The 16,610-nt window shown below is 59.3% G+C and carries 15 protein-coding genes; 5 read left to right on the top strand and 10 right to left on the bottom strand.

The genetic code is table 11. The features are described from left to right. Positions 1 to 29: 29 nt before the first annotated feature. Positions 30 to 1,541 (bottom strand): efflux transporter outer membrane subunit, encoded by a 1,512-nt coding sequence (locus AWM69_RS05530; protein ID WP_218725937.1) that lies wholly within the window; start codon positions 1,539 to 1,541, stop codon positions 30 to 32. Positions 1,542 to 1,767: 226 nt separating this feature from the next. Between AWM69_RS05530 and AWM69_RS05535 the strand changes: the two genes are divergently transcribed. Both AWM69_RS05535 and AWM69_RS05540 read left to right on the top strand, forming a co-directional pair. Next, on the top strand, positions 1,768 to 2,700 hold the full coding sequence (locus tag AWM69_RS05535; protein WP_131652551.1) for a LysR family transcriptional regulator: 933 nt from the start codon (positions 1,768 to 1,770) through the stop codon (positions 2,698 to 2,700). A gap of 96 nt (positions 2,701 to 2,796) precedes the next feature. After that, the gene (locus AWM69_RS05540) at positions 2,797 to 3,786 is read left to right on the top strand and encodes a D-glycerate dehydrogenase (protein ID WP_131652550.1); all 990 of its coding nucleotides are present in this window, start codon (positions 2,797 to 2,799) and stop codon (positions 3,784 to 3,786) included. Between the two features lie 170 nt (positions 3,787 to 3,956). Here AWM69_RS05540 and AWM69_RS05545 read toward each other — a convergent pair whose 3' ends face one another. Then, positions 3,957 to 4,853: a DMT family transporter gene (locus tag AWM69_RS05545; protein ID WP_218725938.1), complete on the bottom strand. Its 897-nt coding sequence runs from the start codon at positions 4,851 to 4,853 to the stop codon at positions 3,957 to 3,959. A 134-nt stretch (positions 4,854 to 4,987) separates the two neighbouring features. Between AWM69_RS05545 and AWM69_RS05550 the strand changes: the two genes are divergently transcribed. Next, positions 4,988 to 5,860, top strand: coding sequence for an AraC family transcriptional regulator (locus AWM69_RS05550; RefSeq protein ID WP_131652548.1), 873 nt, complete (start codon positions 4,988 to 4,990; stop codon positions 5,858 to 5,860). Positions 5,861 to 5,865: 5 nt separating this feature from the next. Here the strand turns inward: AWM69_RS05550 and AWM69_RS05555 are convergent, their stop codons facing one another. The 3 genes from AWM69_RS05555 to AWM69_RS05565 all read right to left on the bottom strand — a co-directional run bounded on the left by AWM69_RS05555 (position 5,866) and on the right by AWM69_RS05565 (position 9,959). Further along, positions 5,866 to 8,301, bottom strand: a complete 2,436-nt coding sequence (locus AWM69_RS05555; protein ID WP_218725939.1) for a TonB-dependent receptor — start codon at positions 8,299 to 8,301, stop codon at positions 5,866 to 5,868. 117 nt (positions 8,302 to 8,418) lie between these two features. Beyond that, on the bottom strand, positions 8,419 to 9,408 hold the full coding sequence (locus tag AWM69_RS05560) for a FecR family protein (RefSeq protein WP_218725940.1): 990 nt from the start codon (positions 9,406 to 9,408) through the stop codon (positions 8,419 to 8,421). Next, complete coding sequence (locus tag AWM69_RS05565) at positions 9,405 to 9,959, bottom strand: RNA polymerase sigma factor (protein ID WP_218725941.1); 555 nt, start codon at positions 9,957 to 9,959, stop codon at positions 9,405 to 9,407. Before AWM69_RS05565 ends, AWM69_RS05560 begins: the two co-directional genes overlap by 4 nt. A 432-nt stretch (positions 9,960 to 10,391) precedes the next feature. Between AWM69_RS05565 and AWM69_RS05570 the strand changes: the two genes are divergently transcribed. After that, the gene (locus AWM69_RS05570) at positions 10,392 to 10,820 is read left to right on the top strand and encodes an HPF/RaiA family ribosome-associated protein (protein WP_048378615.1); all 429 of its coding nucleotides are present in this window, start codon (positions 10,392 to 10,394) and stop codon (positions 10,818 to 10,820) included. Positions 10,821 to 10,896: 76 nt separating this feature from the next. Here the strand turns inward: AWM69_RS05570 and AWM69_RS05575 are convergent, their stop codons facing one another. Continuing rightward, positions 10,897 to 11,397, bottom strand: coding sequence for a phosphate-starvation-inducible protein PsiE (locus AWM69_RS05575; protein WP_048378613.1), 501 nt, complete (start codon positions 11,395 to 11,397; stop codon positions 10,897 to 10,899). Between the two features lie 258 nt (positions 11,398 to 11,655). On the opposite strand from AWM69_RS05575, the gene AWM69_RS05580 reads away from it, so the two are divergent. Continuing rightward, positions 11,656 to 11,913: a YebG family protein gene (locus tag AWM69_RS05580; protein ID WP_003439988.1), complete on the top strand. Its 258-nt coding sequence runs from the start codon at positions 11,656 to 11,658 to the stop codon at positions 11,911 to 11,913. A gap of 25 nt (positions 11,914 to 11,938) precedes the next feature. Here AWM69_RS05580 and AWM69_RS05585 read toward each other — a convergent pair whose 3' ends face one another. From AWM69_RS05585 to hmgA, 4 genes are all read right to left on the bottom strand, one after another. After that, the gene (locus AWM69_RS05585) at positions 11,939 to 12,976 is read right to left on the bottom strand and encodes a Glu/Leu/Phe/Val dehydrogenase dimerization domain-containing protein (protein ID WP_048378611.1); all 1,038 of its coding nucleotides are present in this window, start codon (positions 12,974 to 12,976) and stop codon (positions 11,939 to 11,941) included. 217 nt (positions 12,977 to 13,193) lie between these two features. Then, the gene (gene maiA / locus AWM69_RS05590; RefSeq protein ID WP_131655018.1) at positions 13,194 to 13,844 is read right to left on the bottom strand and encodes a maleylacetoacetate isomerase; all 651 of its coding nucleotides are present in this window, start codon (positions 13,842 to 13,844) and stop codon (positions 13,194 to 13,196) included. 12 nt (positions 13,845 to 13,856) lie between these two features. Then, positions 13,857 to 15,161, bottom strand: a complete 1,305-nt coding sequence (fahA, locus tag AWM69_RS05595; protein WP_218725942.1) for a fumarylacetoacetase — start codon at positions 15,159 to 15,161, stop codon at positions 13,857 to 13,859. Positions 15,162 to 15,164: 3 nt separating this feature from the next. Continuing rightward, on the bottom strand, positions 15,165 to 16,469 hold the full coding sequence (gene hmgA, locus AWM69_RS05600) for a homogentisate 1,2-dioxygenase (protein ID WP_131655020.1): 1,305 nt from the start codon (positions 16,467 to 16,469) through the stop codon (positions 15,165 to 15,167). Positions 16,470 to 16,610: the final 141 nt, after the last annotated feature.

The following is a 16,610-nucleotide window of genomic DNA, read 5'->3' on the forward strand; positions in this document are numbered from 1 at the left end:
GTTTAAGCAGTCAGACGGACTGGCGCGTTTCAATGATCAAACAGCGCCATGATTGCCGGGGGTTTGTCCGGGACGTAGCGGTCGTCCTTGGGCACGTCGTTACCGGCGCCCAAGCCGCCGCCCAGGGCCGTGACCAGCTCGGCGTGAGCACTCAGGCGAGCGGCCTGCACCTGTTGCTGGACTTGTTGCTGACGAAACAACAGGGTCTGGGCATTGAGCACGTTGAGGTAGTCGGTCAAGCCGCGCTGGAAAGCGACCATGGCGATGTCGTAGGTTTTTTGCGCGGCGGCCACCGACTCGGCGGCGAACTCCTGCTGTTTTTCCATCGACTCGCGCTTGATCAACTGATCGGAGATCCCTTTAAGCGCCGTGATCAGCGTCTGGTTGTACTTGGCCACCGCCATGTCATAACCACCCGAGGCGGCCCCCAGCTGTGAGCGCAATCGACCACCATCAAAAATCGGCAGCGAGATCGCCGGACCAACGTTGTAGTTGAGCTTCTTGCCGGTCAGGAACTCCAGCGCCCCGCCACCAGTGGCCATGAAACCGATACTGCCCACCAGGTCGACGTTGGGGTAGAAGCCTGCATGCGCCACATCGATGCCACGTGCCTGTGCAGCGACTTCCCAGCGACTGGCCACGACGTCCGGGCGTTGCCCCAGCAATTCGGCCGGCAAGCTGGACGGCAACTTGAGCGCCGTACTCAGGGCCAGAGTCGGACGTTTGAGACGCGCCCCCTCGCCCGGGCCTTTACCGGCCAGCGCAGCCAACTGGTTACGGGTCAGGGCGATTTCTTCTTCCTGGGCGTCGATTTGACGATGAATTTCGGGCAGCGGCGCTTGCGCCTGACTGACTTCAAAATAAGTACCGATGCCGCCATCCAGACGTTTTTGCGCCAGATCGAGAATCTGCTCCTGCTGGTGCAGGGTCGATTCGATGATGTCGAGCTGGGCATAGTGCAGCGACAACTGGATGTAGGCGCGAATCACGTTGTTTTGCAATTCAAGCTGCGCCTGACGTGCCTCGGCGGCACTCATGTGTGCCATGTCCACCGCCTGCTCCGTGGTGTTGCTTTCACGACCCCACAGGTCGAGGGCAAAGCTGAAGCCCAGGGCGGCGTTGTTGTCCCAGGTGGTGGTGTTGTCCAGCGCACCGGGGCCATAGAATTGATCGGATGGCCAGTTATGGCGCTTGAGGGTCGACTCGCCATTGATCTGCAGCGATTCGGCCGACTCGGCAATACCGGCCAAGGCTTTGGCCTGACGGACGCGCGCCGCAGCCATGGCCATGCTCGGGCTGCCCTGAACGGCCATATTGATCCAGGCATCCAATTGCGGGTCGCCATAAGCGTGCCACCATTGGGCCTTGGGCCAGTTTGCGTCTTGCGCGGCGTTTTGAATCGCCTCGTCGGTGGCCAACGTATTGGCAGCCAGCATCTTGCCTTCAGGGGCGATGCCACCAAAACCGATACAGCCATTTAATGCTAACGATAAAGCCAGGACACTGAGGGCTTTAAGCTCTCTGCTGATGCGACGCGACACTGCTGCAAATTCCGTCAGGGAGGGAGGAGGCTTGAGGAATAGAAGTCTATGGCTTGGCAGGCACAACGATAAGCAGGCATAACTGTGAATCTTTATTACCATTCTCGGGATAATCCGTTGGTCGAATGCCCCGCCGGCCTGCAAACCCGGAAACTTCGTGTCACAATTTGTCGTAGCACTGGTTGTTTTGTCGTCGTCCCCCCATATCGCCCCTTGAGAGCATTCCATGGACACTTTGCAAAATATGCGCGCCTTCACCAGCGTGGCCGAAGCCGGAAGTTTCACGGCCGCCGCCGCCATGCTGGACACCACCACGGCTAACGTCTCGCGCGCGGTCTCCAACCTTGAGGCCCACCTGCAAACCCGCTTGCTCAACCGTACGACCCGACGCATTGCCCTGACTGAAGCCGGCAAACGCTATTTGCTGCGCTGTGAGCAGATTCTGGCTTACGTTGAAGAGGCAGAAGCCGAAGCCAGTGACGCCCACTCACGTCCGGCAGGCCAATTGAAAGTGCACACCATGACCGGCATCGGTCAGCATTTTGTCATCGACGCCATCGCTCGCTACCGCAAGACACACCCGGACGTGACCTTCGACCTGACGCTGGCCAACCGCGTGCCCGATCTGCTCAACGAGGGTTACGACGTCTCCATCGTGTTGGCCAGCGAGCTGCCGGACTCCGGGTTTGTGTCTCAGCGGCTGGGCATCACGTACAGCGTCGTGTGCGCCTCCCCCGACTACGTGAAAGCCAATGGCAACGCGGACAGGCCCGCTGACTTGCTCAATCATTCGTGCCTGCGCCTGGTCAGCCCGGTCATTGCCCTGGATAAATGGGTGTTCGAAGGGCCGGAAGGCCAGGAAATGGTCTTGATCAACTCATCGCCGTTTCTGGTCAACTCGGCTGACGCGATGAAAACCGCGATTACCAGCGGCATGGGTGTCGGCATCCTGCCGTTGTATGCGGCGATCGAAGGCCTGCGTAACGGCACGCTGGTACGGATGATGCCCAAGTACCGCTCGCAGGAATTGAACCTGTACGCCATCTACCCGTCGCGCCAGTACCTGGATGCGAAGATCAAAACCTGGGTCGAATACCTGCGCAGTTCCCTGCCGGACATTCTGACGGCGCACCAGAAGGAATTGACGACCTATAGCTGATGGCTGGATAGCTGGCGTGGCCCGCCGGACATTGGCGAACGGCGGTGGAGAATGTTAGCGTGCTTACATTCCCGACAGCCGACGAGTCTTGTTCAGATGAGCCTTTCTAGCGCAAAGAAAACCGTACTTGCCTTCAGCCGTGTCACGCCCGAAATGATCGAGCGCTTGCAGCAGGAATTCAATGTGATTGCTCCCAATCCCAAGCTGGGCGATATCAACGCCCAGTTTGAGGAAGCCTTGCCGCACGCCCATGGCTTGATCGGTGTCGGTCGCAAACTGGGGCGCAAGCAACTGGAAAATGCCCGGCAACTGCAAGTGGTGTCCAGCGTGTCGGTGGGTTACGACAACTACGATGTCGACTACTTCAACGAGCGTGGAATCATGCTCACCAACACCCCGGACGTGCTCACCGAAAGCACCGCCGACCTGGGTTTTGCGCTGATCATGAGCAGTGCGCGCCGGGTGGCTGAGCTGGATGCCTGGACCAAGGCCGGCCAGTGGCAAGCCAGCGTCCCGCCCGCTTTGTTTGGCAGCGATGTGTACGGCAAGACTCTGGGCATTGTCGGCATGGGCAACATCGGCGCGGCGATCGCCCGCCGGGGCCATCTGGGTTTCAACATGCCGATCCTCTACAGCGGCAACAGCCGTAAAGCCGAACTTGAGCAAAGCCTGGGCGCGCAGTTCCGCAGCCTTGACCAGCTACTGGCCGAAGCAGACTTCGTGTGCCTGGTGGTGCCCTTGAGCGAAAAAACCAGACACCTGATCAGCCATCGCGAACTGGGCCTGATGAAGTCGAGCGCGATCCTGGTGAATATTTCCCGCGGGCCGGTCGTCGACGAACCGGCCCTGATCGAAGCCCTGCAAAACGGCACGATTCGCGGCGCCGGGCTGGACGTATACGAGAAAGAACCCCTGGCTGAATCGCCACTGTTCCAGCTCAAAAACGCCGTCACCTTGCCGCACATTGGTTCGGCCACCCACGAAACCCGCGAAGCCATGGCCAACCGCGCCCTGGACAACTTGCGCAGCGCGCTGCTGGGTGAACGCCCGCAGGACCTGGTCAACCCGCAAGTCTTTAAAGGCTGACAAACCTGTAGCCGCTGCTGCCATCAAGGGCCTACGGCCCTTTTCGCAGCCTGCGGCAGCGGCTACAACAACCGCCTTGCCGCAATATGAGCCCGCCCATACATCCTGTAGCAGCGGTCGAGCCGAGCGAGGCCGCGTCCGGCTGCGCAGCAGCCGTAGTCGGCGTACCTTCAGGCAAGCTTGGCGGCCATCGGTAACGGCTTGGGTTTGCGAAACACCAGTACGTTGCCGAGCATCACCAGAACCAGCCCCGCCAACGCCGGAGAGCTCCACTGGTAGCCTTCGGCGTAGGCCGACACGTTAAGCGCCACCAAGGGGAACAGCACGGTGCAGTAAGCCGCGCGCTCCGGCCCCATGCGCCCGACCAGAGTCAGGTACGCGGTAAACCCGATCACCGAACCCGGAATCACCAAGTACAGCAACGAGCCGACATACCGGGCATTCCATTCCATATTGAACGGAATCCCGCTTAACCCGCAGTACAACGCCAGCATGCTTGCACCATAGAGCATGCCCCAGGCGTTGGTGGTCAACGGCTTGAGCCCGGCCTTCTGTTGCAGGCTCGAGAGCATGTTGCCCGCCGAAAAACACATCGTGCCAATCAGGGCCAGTCCAAGTCCCAACAGGGTTTCGGGGCTGGCGGTGTGTCCGCTCAACTCCGGCCAGAACAACAGGCCCAAACCGAGCAAGCCCAAAGCACCACCGGCCACCACATTGCGCGCAATTTTCTGCTTAAAGAAAATCCGTGCGTTCAGCGCATTCCACAACGTGGCTGTCGAAAACACCACCGCGATCAAGCCGGTCGGCACCCACTGGCTGGCGGTCAGGAAACACATGAAATTGACACAAAACAGGCACAGCCCCTGCGCCAGGCATATCAAGTGACCGCGCTTGTTCATCACCTGTAGTTTGCGGCTGAGCAACAGCAAGGCAAACAGCACCAGCGCCGCCAGACCAAAGCGATAAACAATGGAGACCGGAATCGCCACCACCCCCAATTGCAACTTGAGGGCGATCCACGTGGTGCCCCAGATCAGCACCGTCAATAAATATAGAAATAGGTTCATGACACGCTCCTGAAGATGGCCTTCAGTGTGCGGCTGTGCCCGTGGGCGTACTTGCACATTCTTGCGCTTTTGTTGGCCCGGGGCTGGCAGCCCGGACACGACGGAGTAGGATGCAACGTGTTGGAGAACAGACCATGTCCGCACTCGATACCCTGCAAGTTTTTCAAGCCCTCAACAGCTCGCCCAATTCGCGGCTGGAGCATAGCGCCGAGCTGGGTGACGGCATGGCCGCAGCCCTGTGGAGCAATCACCACGACGCCCGTGAATACCAGGCACCGACGCATCACACGCTGTCGTGTTATATCGCTGGCGGCACCGAGACCTTTCGCCGCAACAATCCCGGCAGCAAGGGCGCACCGGGCAAGCTCTGCGTATTGCCCGCCGAGCACCAGTCAGAGTGGGTCATCAACGGTGAAATCCGCCTGGCCCATGTGTACGTCAGTGCAGAACAATTCGCTTTGGGGTGTATCACCCTGCTCGACCGCGAACCGCGCACCCTGCAATTGCGCGAGAGCACGTTTCTTGATGACCCGGAGCAAACCCGGCGCTTTCATCAATTGATCCGGATGAACTGGAATGAGCCCGGCGAACGCCTGCTTACCAGCAGCCTGGCCGGTGCCCTGCTCGATCATGCACTGCTGAGCCAAATTGGACGCCGCGAAGGGCTGCAACTCAAGGGCGGATTGGCAGCCCATCAACGCCGGCTACTGGTGGAGACCATTGAACACCACCTGGGCGAGCCCTTGAGCATCGGCCAATTAGCCGCGCAATGTGCGTTGTCGCCCTACCACTTTGCCCGCATGTTTCGCGAAAGCTTCGGCGTGCCGCCCCATCAATACCTGCTGGCACGGCGCCTGGCCCGGGCCCGCGACCTGTTGCGCCACTCATCCCTGGCCCTGGGCGATGTGGCGCTGGCGTGCGGTTTCGCCAGCGCCAGCCACTTCGCCAACCGCTTCAAGCAACACCTGGGCGGCACGCCGGGTGAATACCGGACGGCATTCAGGTAACGCGCTTAAAACGCCAGCGTGCTGGAGAACGTCATCTGGCGCGAGTCGCCGATGGAAACGAACATGCGGCTCGCGGCCGAGGTGTAGTAAGTCCGGTCGAAGAGGTTTTTGACGTTGAACTGAAACGTTACCTTCTGCCCTTCGATGCGGGTGTCGTAGGTGGCGAACGCATCGGCCACGGTGTAGGCCGGCAGATCGAAATCGTTCAGCGCATCACCGGCCCGCTCGCCCACGTAACGTGCGCCCGCCCCCACCCGTAACGTGTCGCCACCCACGATATTGCCGAAGTCATACACCGCCGACAGCGAACCGCTGTTTTTCGCCACGTTCTGCAAATGCATGCCTTGGTAGGTCGTGTCTTTGGTCACTTCAGCATCGGTATAGGCATAGCTGCCGATCACGCTCCACTGATCGCTCAACTGACCGCTGACATCCAGTTCGAGGCCCCGTGACCGGACCTCGCCCGCCGCCGAATACACCGTTTCATCATCCACCGTCGATGACACCAGGACATTGCGTTTTTTGATATCGAACAGGGCCACGGTGCCGGTAATGCGCCCCGGAATATCCAGTTTCGCGCCCAGTTCCCAGGACTTGGCCTGCTCGGGCGCGATGGATGAGTCCAGCACCACGCCACCGCTCAACGGGGCGATGGTGGAGTTGGGCTTGAACGATTCGGTGTAGCTGCCATAGAACGACAACTCGTCGGTGTAGCGGTACACCAGACCGGCACGCGGGACCCACTTGACGCCATGGGTGTCGGTGTTGGCGGTGAACGGTATGCCTTTGCCGGCCAGTTGGTCGTACTTCTGGAAGCGGGCACCCGCCACCAGAATCCACTGGTCGGTGAGATGAATGGAATCCTGCATGAATAACGAGTCGCTGCGCAGTAAGTCGGTTTGATTGCTGTCACTGGCGCTGACCGTGGTGCCGGCAACTTCCTGGCCATACTCCGGATTTTCGTAATCGAAGATGGACTGGCTATTCTGGCGGATCAACTCGGCGCGGTGGATTTTGCGGTACTCGTCATCCACGCCAAACACCAGGTCATGTTGCATGCCCGCAGCGTTCACCTTGCCTTGCAGACTGACGGTGGTGAACCGGTCAGTGGAAATGGCGCCCTGGGTGCCGTCCATTTTTCGGGTCAGTGTGCCCGTGGCCGGATTGACTGCGGTAACACGCACCTGGCTGGCATCGTAGGTTTCGCGGTTCCAGCTGTAACCGAAGTGGGCTTTCCAGTCGTCGTTGAGGTCGTGATCGACTTCCAGTCGGTACAGGTCCGAACGCCCTTCCATGTTATTGAACGGTTCATCGAGGCGCCGCGTGGCCGGGATATCCAGCGGGTGATTGGTCGCCGGATTGATTGCGGTGCCTCGGTCAAAGGGCGATAGAAATTCGCGGTGTTCATAGGCCAGCAACACTTGAGTATTGTCGCCATACCAGGCCAGCGACGGTGCAATCAGCGTCTCGCGATGGGTGCCGAAATTGCGCCAGTAGTCTTCGTCTTCATGGTCAATGATCATCCGGTAAGCCAATCCCGAATCCCCCAGCGGGCCCGTGCTGTCCAGGCTGGCGCCACTGCCGTTTTTACCGGAACCATAAGTGGAGCCGCGCACGGTCAGCGCGTTGTATTGCTCCAGCTGTGGTTTTTTGCTGACCACATTGACCACCCCGCCCGGGTCCTGGATGCCGTACAGCAACGAGGCCGGTCCCTTGAGGACTTCGACGCGTTCGGTCGCAGCCCCCAGTGCCCGACCCTGCACCAGCGGCATGCCATCGCGCATGATCGAGCCGTCACGGTTGTCGCCAAAACCGCGCTTCATCACCGAATCCTGCGTACTGCCCAGCGTGTTGCCCTGGGTGATACCACTGACGTTGTTAAGCGCGTCATCCAGATTACGGGGCGCCTGATCGCGAATCACCTGGGCGGCGACCACGTTGATGGTCTGCGGCGTTTCCATCGACGAGCCAGTGCCGCGCATCACCGAAGTGGTGGCGGGAGGCTGATAGCCGGTGTCGGCGGGTGCCATCGAAGTAATGCTGGTGGTGCCGAGGTTCAGCGCACCTGCGGTGGGCTGAGGCTCCAGGGCAAAGGTGCGGGGATCGGTACGACGCGCATTGAAACCCGACTGCGCGAGCATCTGCTGCAAGGCCTGTTCGGCACTCATGCGGCCCTTGATGGCCGGCGCTTGCAGACCATAAGGCGCTTCGTCGGTATAGACCACGCTGAGGCCGGTCAAGCGGCTGAAATCATTCAAGGCCCGGGGCAAAGGTTCGGCAGGCAGGTCGAAATCAAACTGAGCGCCAGGCTGCTGTTGCGAGACCCCGGCTGCCATCGCCACACACACCGGCGTTAACGCCAGCCCCGCCATCACCAGCGCAGAAGCCCCAAGCCACTGTTTTGCTGAACCGCCTGCCACTGACATTACCCTGGACTTCATGCTCATGACCTGTGTGTCGACCCGTTAGGGAATGCGAACTTTTCGCATTTTCAAGCACTACACGGATCTGCCCGGGGTCTACCTCACTGCGCCGTGAAAAATAATTTCAGAGCGTGCTCAACGCAACACGATCAGCCGACCCAACACCTGATGCTGCTCAAACCCGAGCACACCCTGCAAGGAATCGAGCACCGCTTGCGGGTCCTGGCTGGGGAAGCTGCCGCTGATGCGCCGCGCACCCAACTGGCTATTGAGCAACACAATCTGCCCCGGGTAATACCGCTTGAGGTCTGCCACGACCTCGGCCAGCGGCGTCCTGGAGTACGTCAGCCAGCCTGTGCGCCAGGCCGACCGTGCCCGGCTGTCGACCTGATGCACGGCATCGCTCGCACCAGCGTCATACGCCACTTGCTGATCGGCTGTGAGAATCTGCTGTGGCGCATCCTTGCCCGCCTTCACCCCGACCCGTCCAGACACCACCGTGACCTGAGCGCCCTGCGGTTGCAGGCGCACTTCGAATTCCGTCCCCAGAACCCGCGCTTCGCCCTCACGGGCCTCGACCACAAAGGGTTTACCGGTGCGGGACACCTGAAAGAAAGCCACGCCACGACGCAACTGGACATGCCGCTCGCCGCCACTGAAGTCCACGGCAATGGCGCTGTCGGCGTCGAGGGTCACCCGGGATTGATCGGCCAGGGTCACCGTGCGGACTTGCCCCGGTGCGCTGACATAATCGGCGCCCAGGTCATCCATCCAGCGCGCCGGTTGCCAGCCGCCGAACACCCCGATCATCAACAGCAGGCTGGCGGCCATCGCCAACCCGCCGGACCAGCGCTTGAGGCGGCGGTAGCGGGGAACGTCCATCGCCGACAAGTAGCGCCGCATCGCCAGCGCCTCCTCATCAGCCAGCGTACTGCCCGCCACTTCGCTCAACTCCCATACAACCTGCGCCTGAGCATAGGCCTCGGCATGCGCAGGATCGGCCTTCAGCCAACGGCTGAAGGTGGCCTGGTCGCCACTGTCGGGCTGATCGTGCAACACGCTGAGCCAGGCCAGAGCTGTACGCTCCTGCTCAGGAGTGACGTGGATACTTGAACGAGTGATCACGGCGCAGTCCCTGATGGCGGTTCACGCAAACTGGCCTTGCAGGCCTCGAGGGCGCGCATCATATGTTTTTCAACCGCACTTTGGGACACGCCCATGACGTTGGCGATATCGGCATACGTTCGGCCGTGAATCCGGTTGAGCAAAAATATATGCCGGGTGCGCTCGGGCAAACGACGCAAGGCGGCCTCGACCTGACGCAAATCATTACCGGCTTCCAGTGCCGCCTGGGGCTCACAGCCCCGGGCATCCGGCTCAGGTTGCCAGTGCTGGTTGACCCGCCCGCGTGAGCCTTCGCTGCGCAAATGATCGATCGCGATATTCCCCGCACAGCGCAGCAAATACGTACCCAGCTCTTCGACCTGCACCAGGGGACGGCGCCAAAAACGCAGAAACAGATCCTGCACCAGGTCGGCAGCCGTTGCCCGGCATCCCACGCGACGGCTTACCAACGCTTCCATTTGCGGACGTTGGGATAAAAACACCTGCAGGAAATGCGCACGTCCATGGCGCGTTTCACTGCCAGGGCCGTCCTCGGGTTCAGGTGGGGTCATGGGCGTCGGGAGAAGGTCAAAAAGGAAGGCGATACTAATGATAAATATTCTCATAAGCAAAATGAGATGACGGACTGCAGACACTCATTGATCAGCGGAGATTGCTCTATGCAATCACCCACCCCTACAGCGCAAACAATTCTCGTTCTCTAGCACATTATCAACCTGGCCAAGGCAAATACATCGGCGAGCCTCGTACCCTGTGCGTCCAGCCCTCAGTCGCATTTTGATATAAACCAGCCAAAGCCCGCACCTGCGGGCTGTTCTTCCTGCCAAAGGCTGACGCCGGTCACTGCGCGCGATTGATCGCAAAAATAGTGCTTGAAATATTTGTTCATCGGCCCAAACACTGTAACTGAGCGATGACGATGAACCTTTGAACACTCGAGGCCGTCAGACCTCACACGAGCACGCTTATATAAGGGAAGAATTATGCAAATTAACGTCTTTTCCGATAAACATATCGACAGTGACGAACGTCTCCAGGGATGGGTTAAAGCAACTGTTGAAGTTACGCTCGAACGCCATCTGGAGGACCTGACCCGCGTCGAGGTCCATCTGAGTGATGAAAATGGCGGCAAGTCCGGTCCTAAAGACAAACGCTGCAAAATGGAGGCACGACCTAAAGGTCATCAACCGATTTCCGTATCCCACGATGCTGACTCACTGACTCAAGCCGTCGAGGGTGCAACTACCAAACTGGAACACGCACTGGAGCACTTGTTCGGCAAGCTTCGTGGCAAACGCTCCGTGACCCTCGCCCCGGAAGGGTTTGAAGAGCACGAAGCCAAGCAGAGCGCTGACGCGCTACTGGAAGAAGAGTTTCTGGAGAAAGAAAAAGAACTCGAGCTCAATAGCTGATCCAGCGTTCAGGACGCACTAAAAAAGGGCGGGCTTACTTCGGTAAGCCCGCCCTTTTTTGTACGACTCTTACGGGTTACAGCTCGCCCTTCTCCACTTCAGGATGCTCGCCGGAGCCGGCACCGGTCTTGCGGTGCGGGTTCTCGATCTTCACCGAGGGGAACTGTGAAGATGCATAGCGCACCACCAGGATGGCCACCGCCAGCAACAAGATCGCCCCGGTCAGATACACAACCCCCATGTCTGGCGGATTGTGATGCGATACGTTGGAAATCAGCAAACGGGTCAGCGCTGTGATCGCCACATAAATCAAAAAACGTACGGGCATGTGGTTGGTCTTGAAATAAATCCCGACCATGGCGCCCAGTTCGAGGTAGATAAACAGCAGCAGGATGTCATCGATAGAGATGTTGCCCTTCTCCACCATCTGCAGAAATTCCATCACCGCCGCCCACGCCGTCACGGCGCCAATGGCGAACAACGCCAGGTAATGGAAGGTTTCGACAAACAGATTCCCCATCGACTCTGCCAGTTCATGAACCTGACCACGTAGCTTTTCAGCTTTGTTAACTTTCACGATGCAGCTCCTTGAATCGACTCAAACGGATCATCCGCGTTGCACATGACGCTTTCTGCATGCAGAAAAAAGGCCAGTAGCAGCAGATAAGATGATGGCCGACAGGGATTAGACACGTTGAGTACGCGCTGCGGGCCGTCAATTGCAGCTAGAGTAAAAAAGCCGCTATTCAAATCCCGGCGATTGGCTTATCCTTTTAGCTGTATATAAATACAGTAATCGCAAGACAATTTATCGTGAAGGCATATGAGGTGGTAAATGGCCGTCGAAGTGGTATACCGCAGCAGCCGAGATCTGGAGCGTTTGTTCATGGATAAAGCCGAAGCTGACCGTCATGACAAAATGCTGGAGCTGGCCGAACTGCTGGCTGAAGTGTTGCAAAAGGCTGTGCCGTCCCTGAGCGAGCAGCAAGTAGAAGAAGCCGGTATCTACATGGCGAAAAATCGCGATGTCTTTGCCAAGGCCTTCAAGAGCCAGCCGGACGCCCTGTCCGAGTTGCTGGTCGAGAGCGAGTAAATATCCCGCAGAAGGTGGGTTCCCCTTAACCCGTCCCTTCTGCTGCCGGATACAGCAGACTCTGCGCCAGCTCATCCGACACCCTTGCCGGGGAGCGTTTTTCGGCCTGTGCGTGAGCATAGATCCCGGCCAGACGCTGGCTGATGCGTCGCAACTGCAAATTGATTGCCTCGGGCTGAGCCCCTTCATGGGTCAGGGCCAGGTAAATCAGTCCGCCTGAATTGATCACATAGTCGGGCGCATACAAAATTCCACGGCGCTCGAGTTGATCGGCCACTTGCAGGTTGGTCAGCTGATTATTCGCACACCCGGCCACGGCGGCGCAGCGCAATTGCGCCACGCTGTGCCAGTTAAGCACGCCGCCTAACCCGCAGGGCGCCAGAATGTCGCAAGGCGTGCTGAGCAACGCCTCGCAGGCCACCGGGTGAGCACCCAGTTGTTCCATCGCCAGGCGAACCTTGCCCGGATCAGTGTCGCTGACCAGCAACTCTGCGCCTGCCGCATGCAGCTGCTCGGCCAATGCATACCCGACCTTGCCCAGCCCCTGAACCGCGACACGCAACCCCTCGAGGTTATCACTGCCCAAACGCCATGACGCTGAACTGCGGATTCCGGCAAAGACCCCCATTGCCGCATGGGGCGAAGGATCCCCCGCATCCGTGGTGCTGGTGACGTGTTGGGTGTGCTGAGCAATGCAGTCCATGTCGGCTGTCGAGGTGCCGCTGTCAATGGCCGTGATATAGCGGCCCGCGAGTTGCTCGACGCAACGGCCAAAGGCTTCAAACAATGCCGCTCTGCTCTCCACGTGCGCCGCACGCACAATCACCGCCTGCCCACCGCCAAACGCCAGCCCGGCCAATGCAGCCTTGTAGCTCATGTCTTGCGCCAGGCGGACGGCATCGTTCAGCGCGCTTTCATCATTGGGATAAGCCAGGTAGCGGCAACCGCCCAATGCCGGACCAAGACGACTGCTATGAACAGCAATCACCGCCTTGAGCCCGGTAACAGGGTCGACGCTGAGGTGAAGCGACTCGATATGAGCGCTTTGCATGAGAGCAAACATAATGACCTGGCCCTCGAACAGTTACGGGTAACGCCAGTATAGGTGGCGTCCGAAAAACCGTTGAAGTGCGCAAGCATAAGATCGAGGTATATGTGCGATTAAAGACATATCGGCTCAACAACCTGCGCGAACGAGGCTGCATGGCTTTTGGAGGAGACAGCTCCGTCGTTCGTGAGCGCTGACGAACGACGGAGCGGCGATACCCGAATACCCCGCGCTAGACACTTGCCGCAGGCGGCGTATCGGGCTGCTGCGCCGGATGAGCCTTAATGAAGGCCGGGTGATTTTGCGCCAGTGCCAGCACCCGGCCAATGCGCGGGTATGACGCCAGCGACACCTTGAAACGCTCCGCGGCGTAGAGCTGCGGAATCAAGTAAACATCTGCCAGCCCCGGCTCGGCACCAAAGCAGTAACCGCTGTCACCAATCAATTGCTCAACAGCCGTCAACCCTTGGCTGATCCAGTGATTGATCCATTGCACCACCTGCTCTTCATCCTGCCCGAGTTGCCGCAGCCGGTTGAGCACACTGACGTTGTGCAACGGGTGGATATCGCAGGCGATCAAAGCCGCCACTGCCCGTTCATGGGCCCGGGTGGTGAGGTCTTTGGACAGCAGCGGTGATTGTGGATAACGCTCTTCGAGGTATTCGATAATGGCCGGTGATTGCGTCAACACCTCACCGTCATCGGTGCGCAAGGCCGGCACGCGACCTTGCGGGTTGATCGCCAGATACGCCGGCTGGCGGTGTTCGCCGCCCTCGGCGGCAATCAGGTTGATCGCCAGCGCGCGGTAATCGAGGCCCTTGAGGGCCAACGCAATACGCACCCGATACGACGATGTTGAACGGTAGTAGGTGAAGAGATCCATGATCCGTTCCTTTTAGCGCGCCGCGATGACCTTGCCCCGGCACTCGCCAAATCCGATGGAGGCATAGCCTTCACGGATGCAGCGTGCGCGCAGGATGATTTCGTCGCCGTCTTCGAGGAATTTGCGAACCTCACCCGACGCCAGCTCGACCGGTAGTTTGCCGCCCTCGGTAATCTCCAGCAGGCTGCCCAGTTGCGAACGATCCGGGCCGGACAAGGTGCCCGAGCCGAACAGGTCACCAGACTGCAATTGGCAACCATTGACGCTGTGATGCGCCACCAGTTGCGCAGCTGTCCAGTACATGTTCAGGCTGTTGCTCAGGCCAAGTCGATGGGCAGGCAGGTTTTGTTCACGCATTGATTCGGTGAGAAGCAGTACTTCAAGCTCGATGTCCAGCGCCCCTTTGGCCTGATCCTGGGGGTCGAGCAAGTACGCCAACGGTTGCGGATCACCTTCAGGACGGGCCGGCTGCGCACGACGGAATGGCTCCAGCGCTTCGGCAGTCACCACCCACGGCGAAATGCTGGTAATAAAACTTTTGGACAGAAACGGGCCAAGCGGCTGGTATTCCCATGCCTGAATATCCCGGGCCGACCAATCGTTGAGCAGACAGAAACCGGCGATGTGGTCGCCCGCTTCACTGACCGGAATCGGGTCGCCCATCTCGTTGCCCTGGCCGATCCAGATCCCCAGTTCCAGCTCGTAGTCCAGGCGTGCGCATGGGCCGAACGCGGGCTCGGTCTGGCCCGCCGGCAAGGTCTGCCCCTTGGGACGGCGCACGTCCGCGCCGGACGCGCGAATGGTCGAGGCGCGGCCGTGGTAGCCAATCGGCACGTATTTGTAATTGGACAGCAACGGATTATCAGGGCGAAACAGTTTGCCAACGTTTTTAGCGTGTTCGATACCCACGTAAAAGTCGGTGTAGTCGCCGATTTTTGCCGGTACCTGCAGTTCGCAATCCGCCGCCAGCGGCAGCAGCCTGGCACCTTGGGCTTCGATCTTGCCGCGCAAAGTGCTGCCTTCACTCAGCAACTCGAGCAAACGCTCACGCAAAGCCACCCGGGCACTGCGCCCCAAGGCGAAGAACGCATTCAGCACCCCGCCCATAGTGGCCTCTACCGCCACTTTGGCCTGCCCTTCAAACAAGCCGGCCGCCAAGCCCGCCTCAAGGTCGAAGATGTGTTCGCCGATCGCAACACCACTGCGTGGAGCCGAGCCGTTCAGGCTGAAGATGCCCATCGGCAGGTTTTGCAAAGGAAAATCGCGGTGGCCGTTAGCCGAGGCGATCCAGCTTTGGGTGAGAGTGGACAGGGTCATGGCTTATCTCCGATTCGGGGTGAAGGTTGCGGGCAGCGAGGCCCAGCAAGCGTCGTAACTGGATTGCAATTGCGGGCACTCGAGGGCAAACCGGCTGGGGCGCAACACTTGGCTGGTTTCAAACATAAAGGCCATGGTGTTATCGATTTTGCTCGGTTGCAGCTCGGCCGCAATGGCTTTGGTGCAGGTTTCGCCGTCCGGGCCATGGGCGCTCATGCAGCTGTGCAGCGATGCACCGCCCGGCAAGAAGCCTTCGGCCTTGGCGTCGTAACTGCCCTGGATCAGGCCCATGTATTCGTTCATCAAGTTGCGATGGAACCACGGTGGCCTGAAGGTTTTTTCTGCCACCATCCAGCGCGGCGGGAAAATGACGAAGTCCAGGTTAGCCAACCCCGGCACGCTGGTTGGCGAAGTCAGTACGGTAAAGATCGATGGGTCGGGGTGGTCGAAGCTGACGGTACCGATGGTGTTGAAACGTCGCAGGTCATATTTGTAAGGCACGTTATTACCGTGCCACGCCACGACGTTCAAGGGCGAATGATCCAGCTCGCAACCCCAGAGTTCACCCAGAAACTTTTGCACCAGCACGGTGTTGCTCCGGTCGTCCTCGTAGTGGGCCACCGGGCTCAAAAAATCACGCGGATTGGCCAGGCCATTGCTGCCAATCGGCCCCAGATCCGGTAAGCGCAGCGCAGCACCGTGGTTTTCGGCAACGTAGCCTCGAGCCTGCGCATCCAGCAATTCGACACGAAACTTGAGGCCGCGCGGGATCACGGCGATTTCCAAAGGCTCCAGCTCCAGCACACCCAGCTCGGTGCAAATGCGCAAACGGCCCTGCTCGGGGACGAGCAACAATTCGCCATCGGCATTGAAAAAGACACGCTGCATGGAGGTGTTGGCGCAGTAGTTGTAGATGCTGATGCCGGAAGGCTTTTGCGCCCCGCTGTTGGCAACCATGCCGATCAACCCGTCGATGAAATCCGTGGGCTCATCAGGAATGGACAACGGGTTCCAGCGCAAACGGTTAGGCGTGACCGGGCCTAACGGGCCACCGGCCAGTTGCCGCTCCAGCTTGATAAATGCCGGATGCTTGGCCGACGGCTGAATGCGGTACATCCAGGTACGGCGTGCTTCGCTGCGCGCCATGGTGAAGGCCGTGCCGGAAAACAATTCGGCGTACAGGCCATAAGGCACTTTTTGCGGGGAGTTCTGGCCGACCGGCAAAGCGCCCGGTAATGCTTCACTGCTGAATTCGTTGCCAAATCCGGATTGATAGACGGGAGTTGGCAAAGGCGAGTCGAGGTTCATGGAGCCTCCAGAGTGGAGAAGGCAGATGACAGCGCCATGCCCTGAATCAGCCTGCGCGTCGCTGCATTATTTTTATCGTAATTCAATTACGCATAACGTAATTTGATTGGTATTAAGCGTCAAGCTATAAAGACGCCCATT

Origin of the sequence: Pseudomonas sp. D1HM (genome assembly GCF_019266105.1) — a bacterium.
In the GTDB taxonomy this organism is placed as follows: Bacteria; Pseudomonadota; Gammaproteobacteria; order Pseudomonadales; family Pseudomonadaceae; genus Aquipseudomonas; species Aquipseudomonas taetrolens.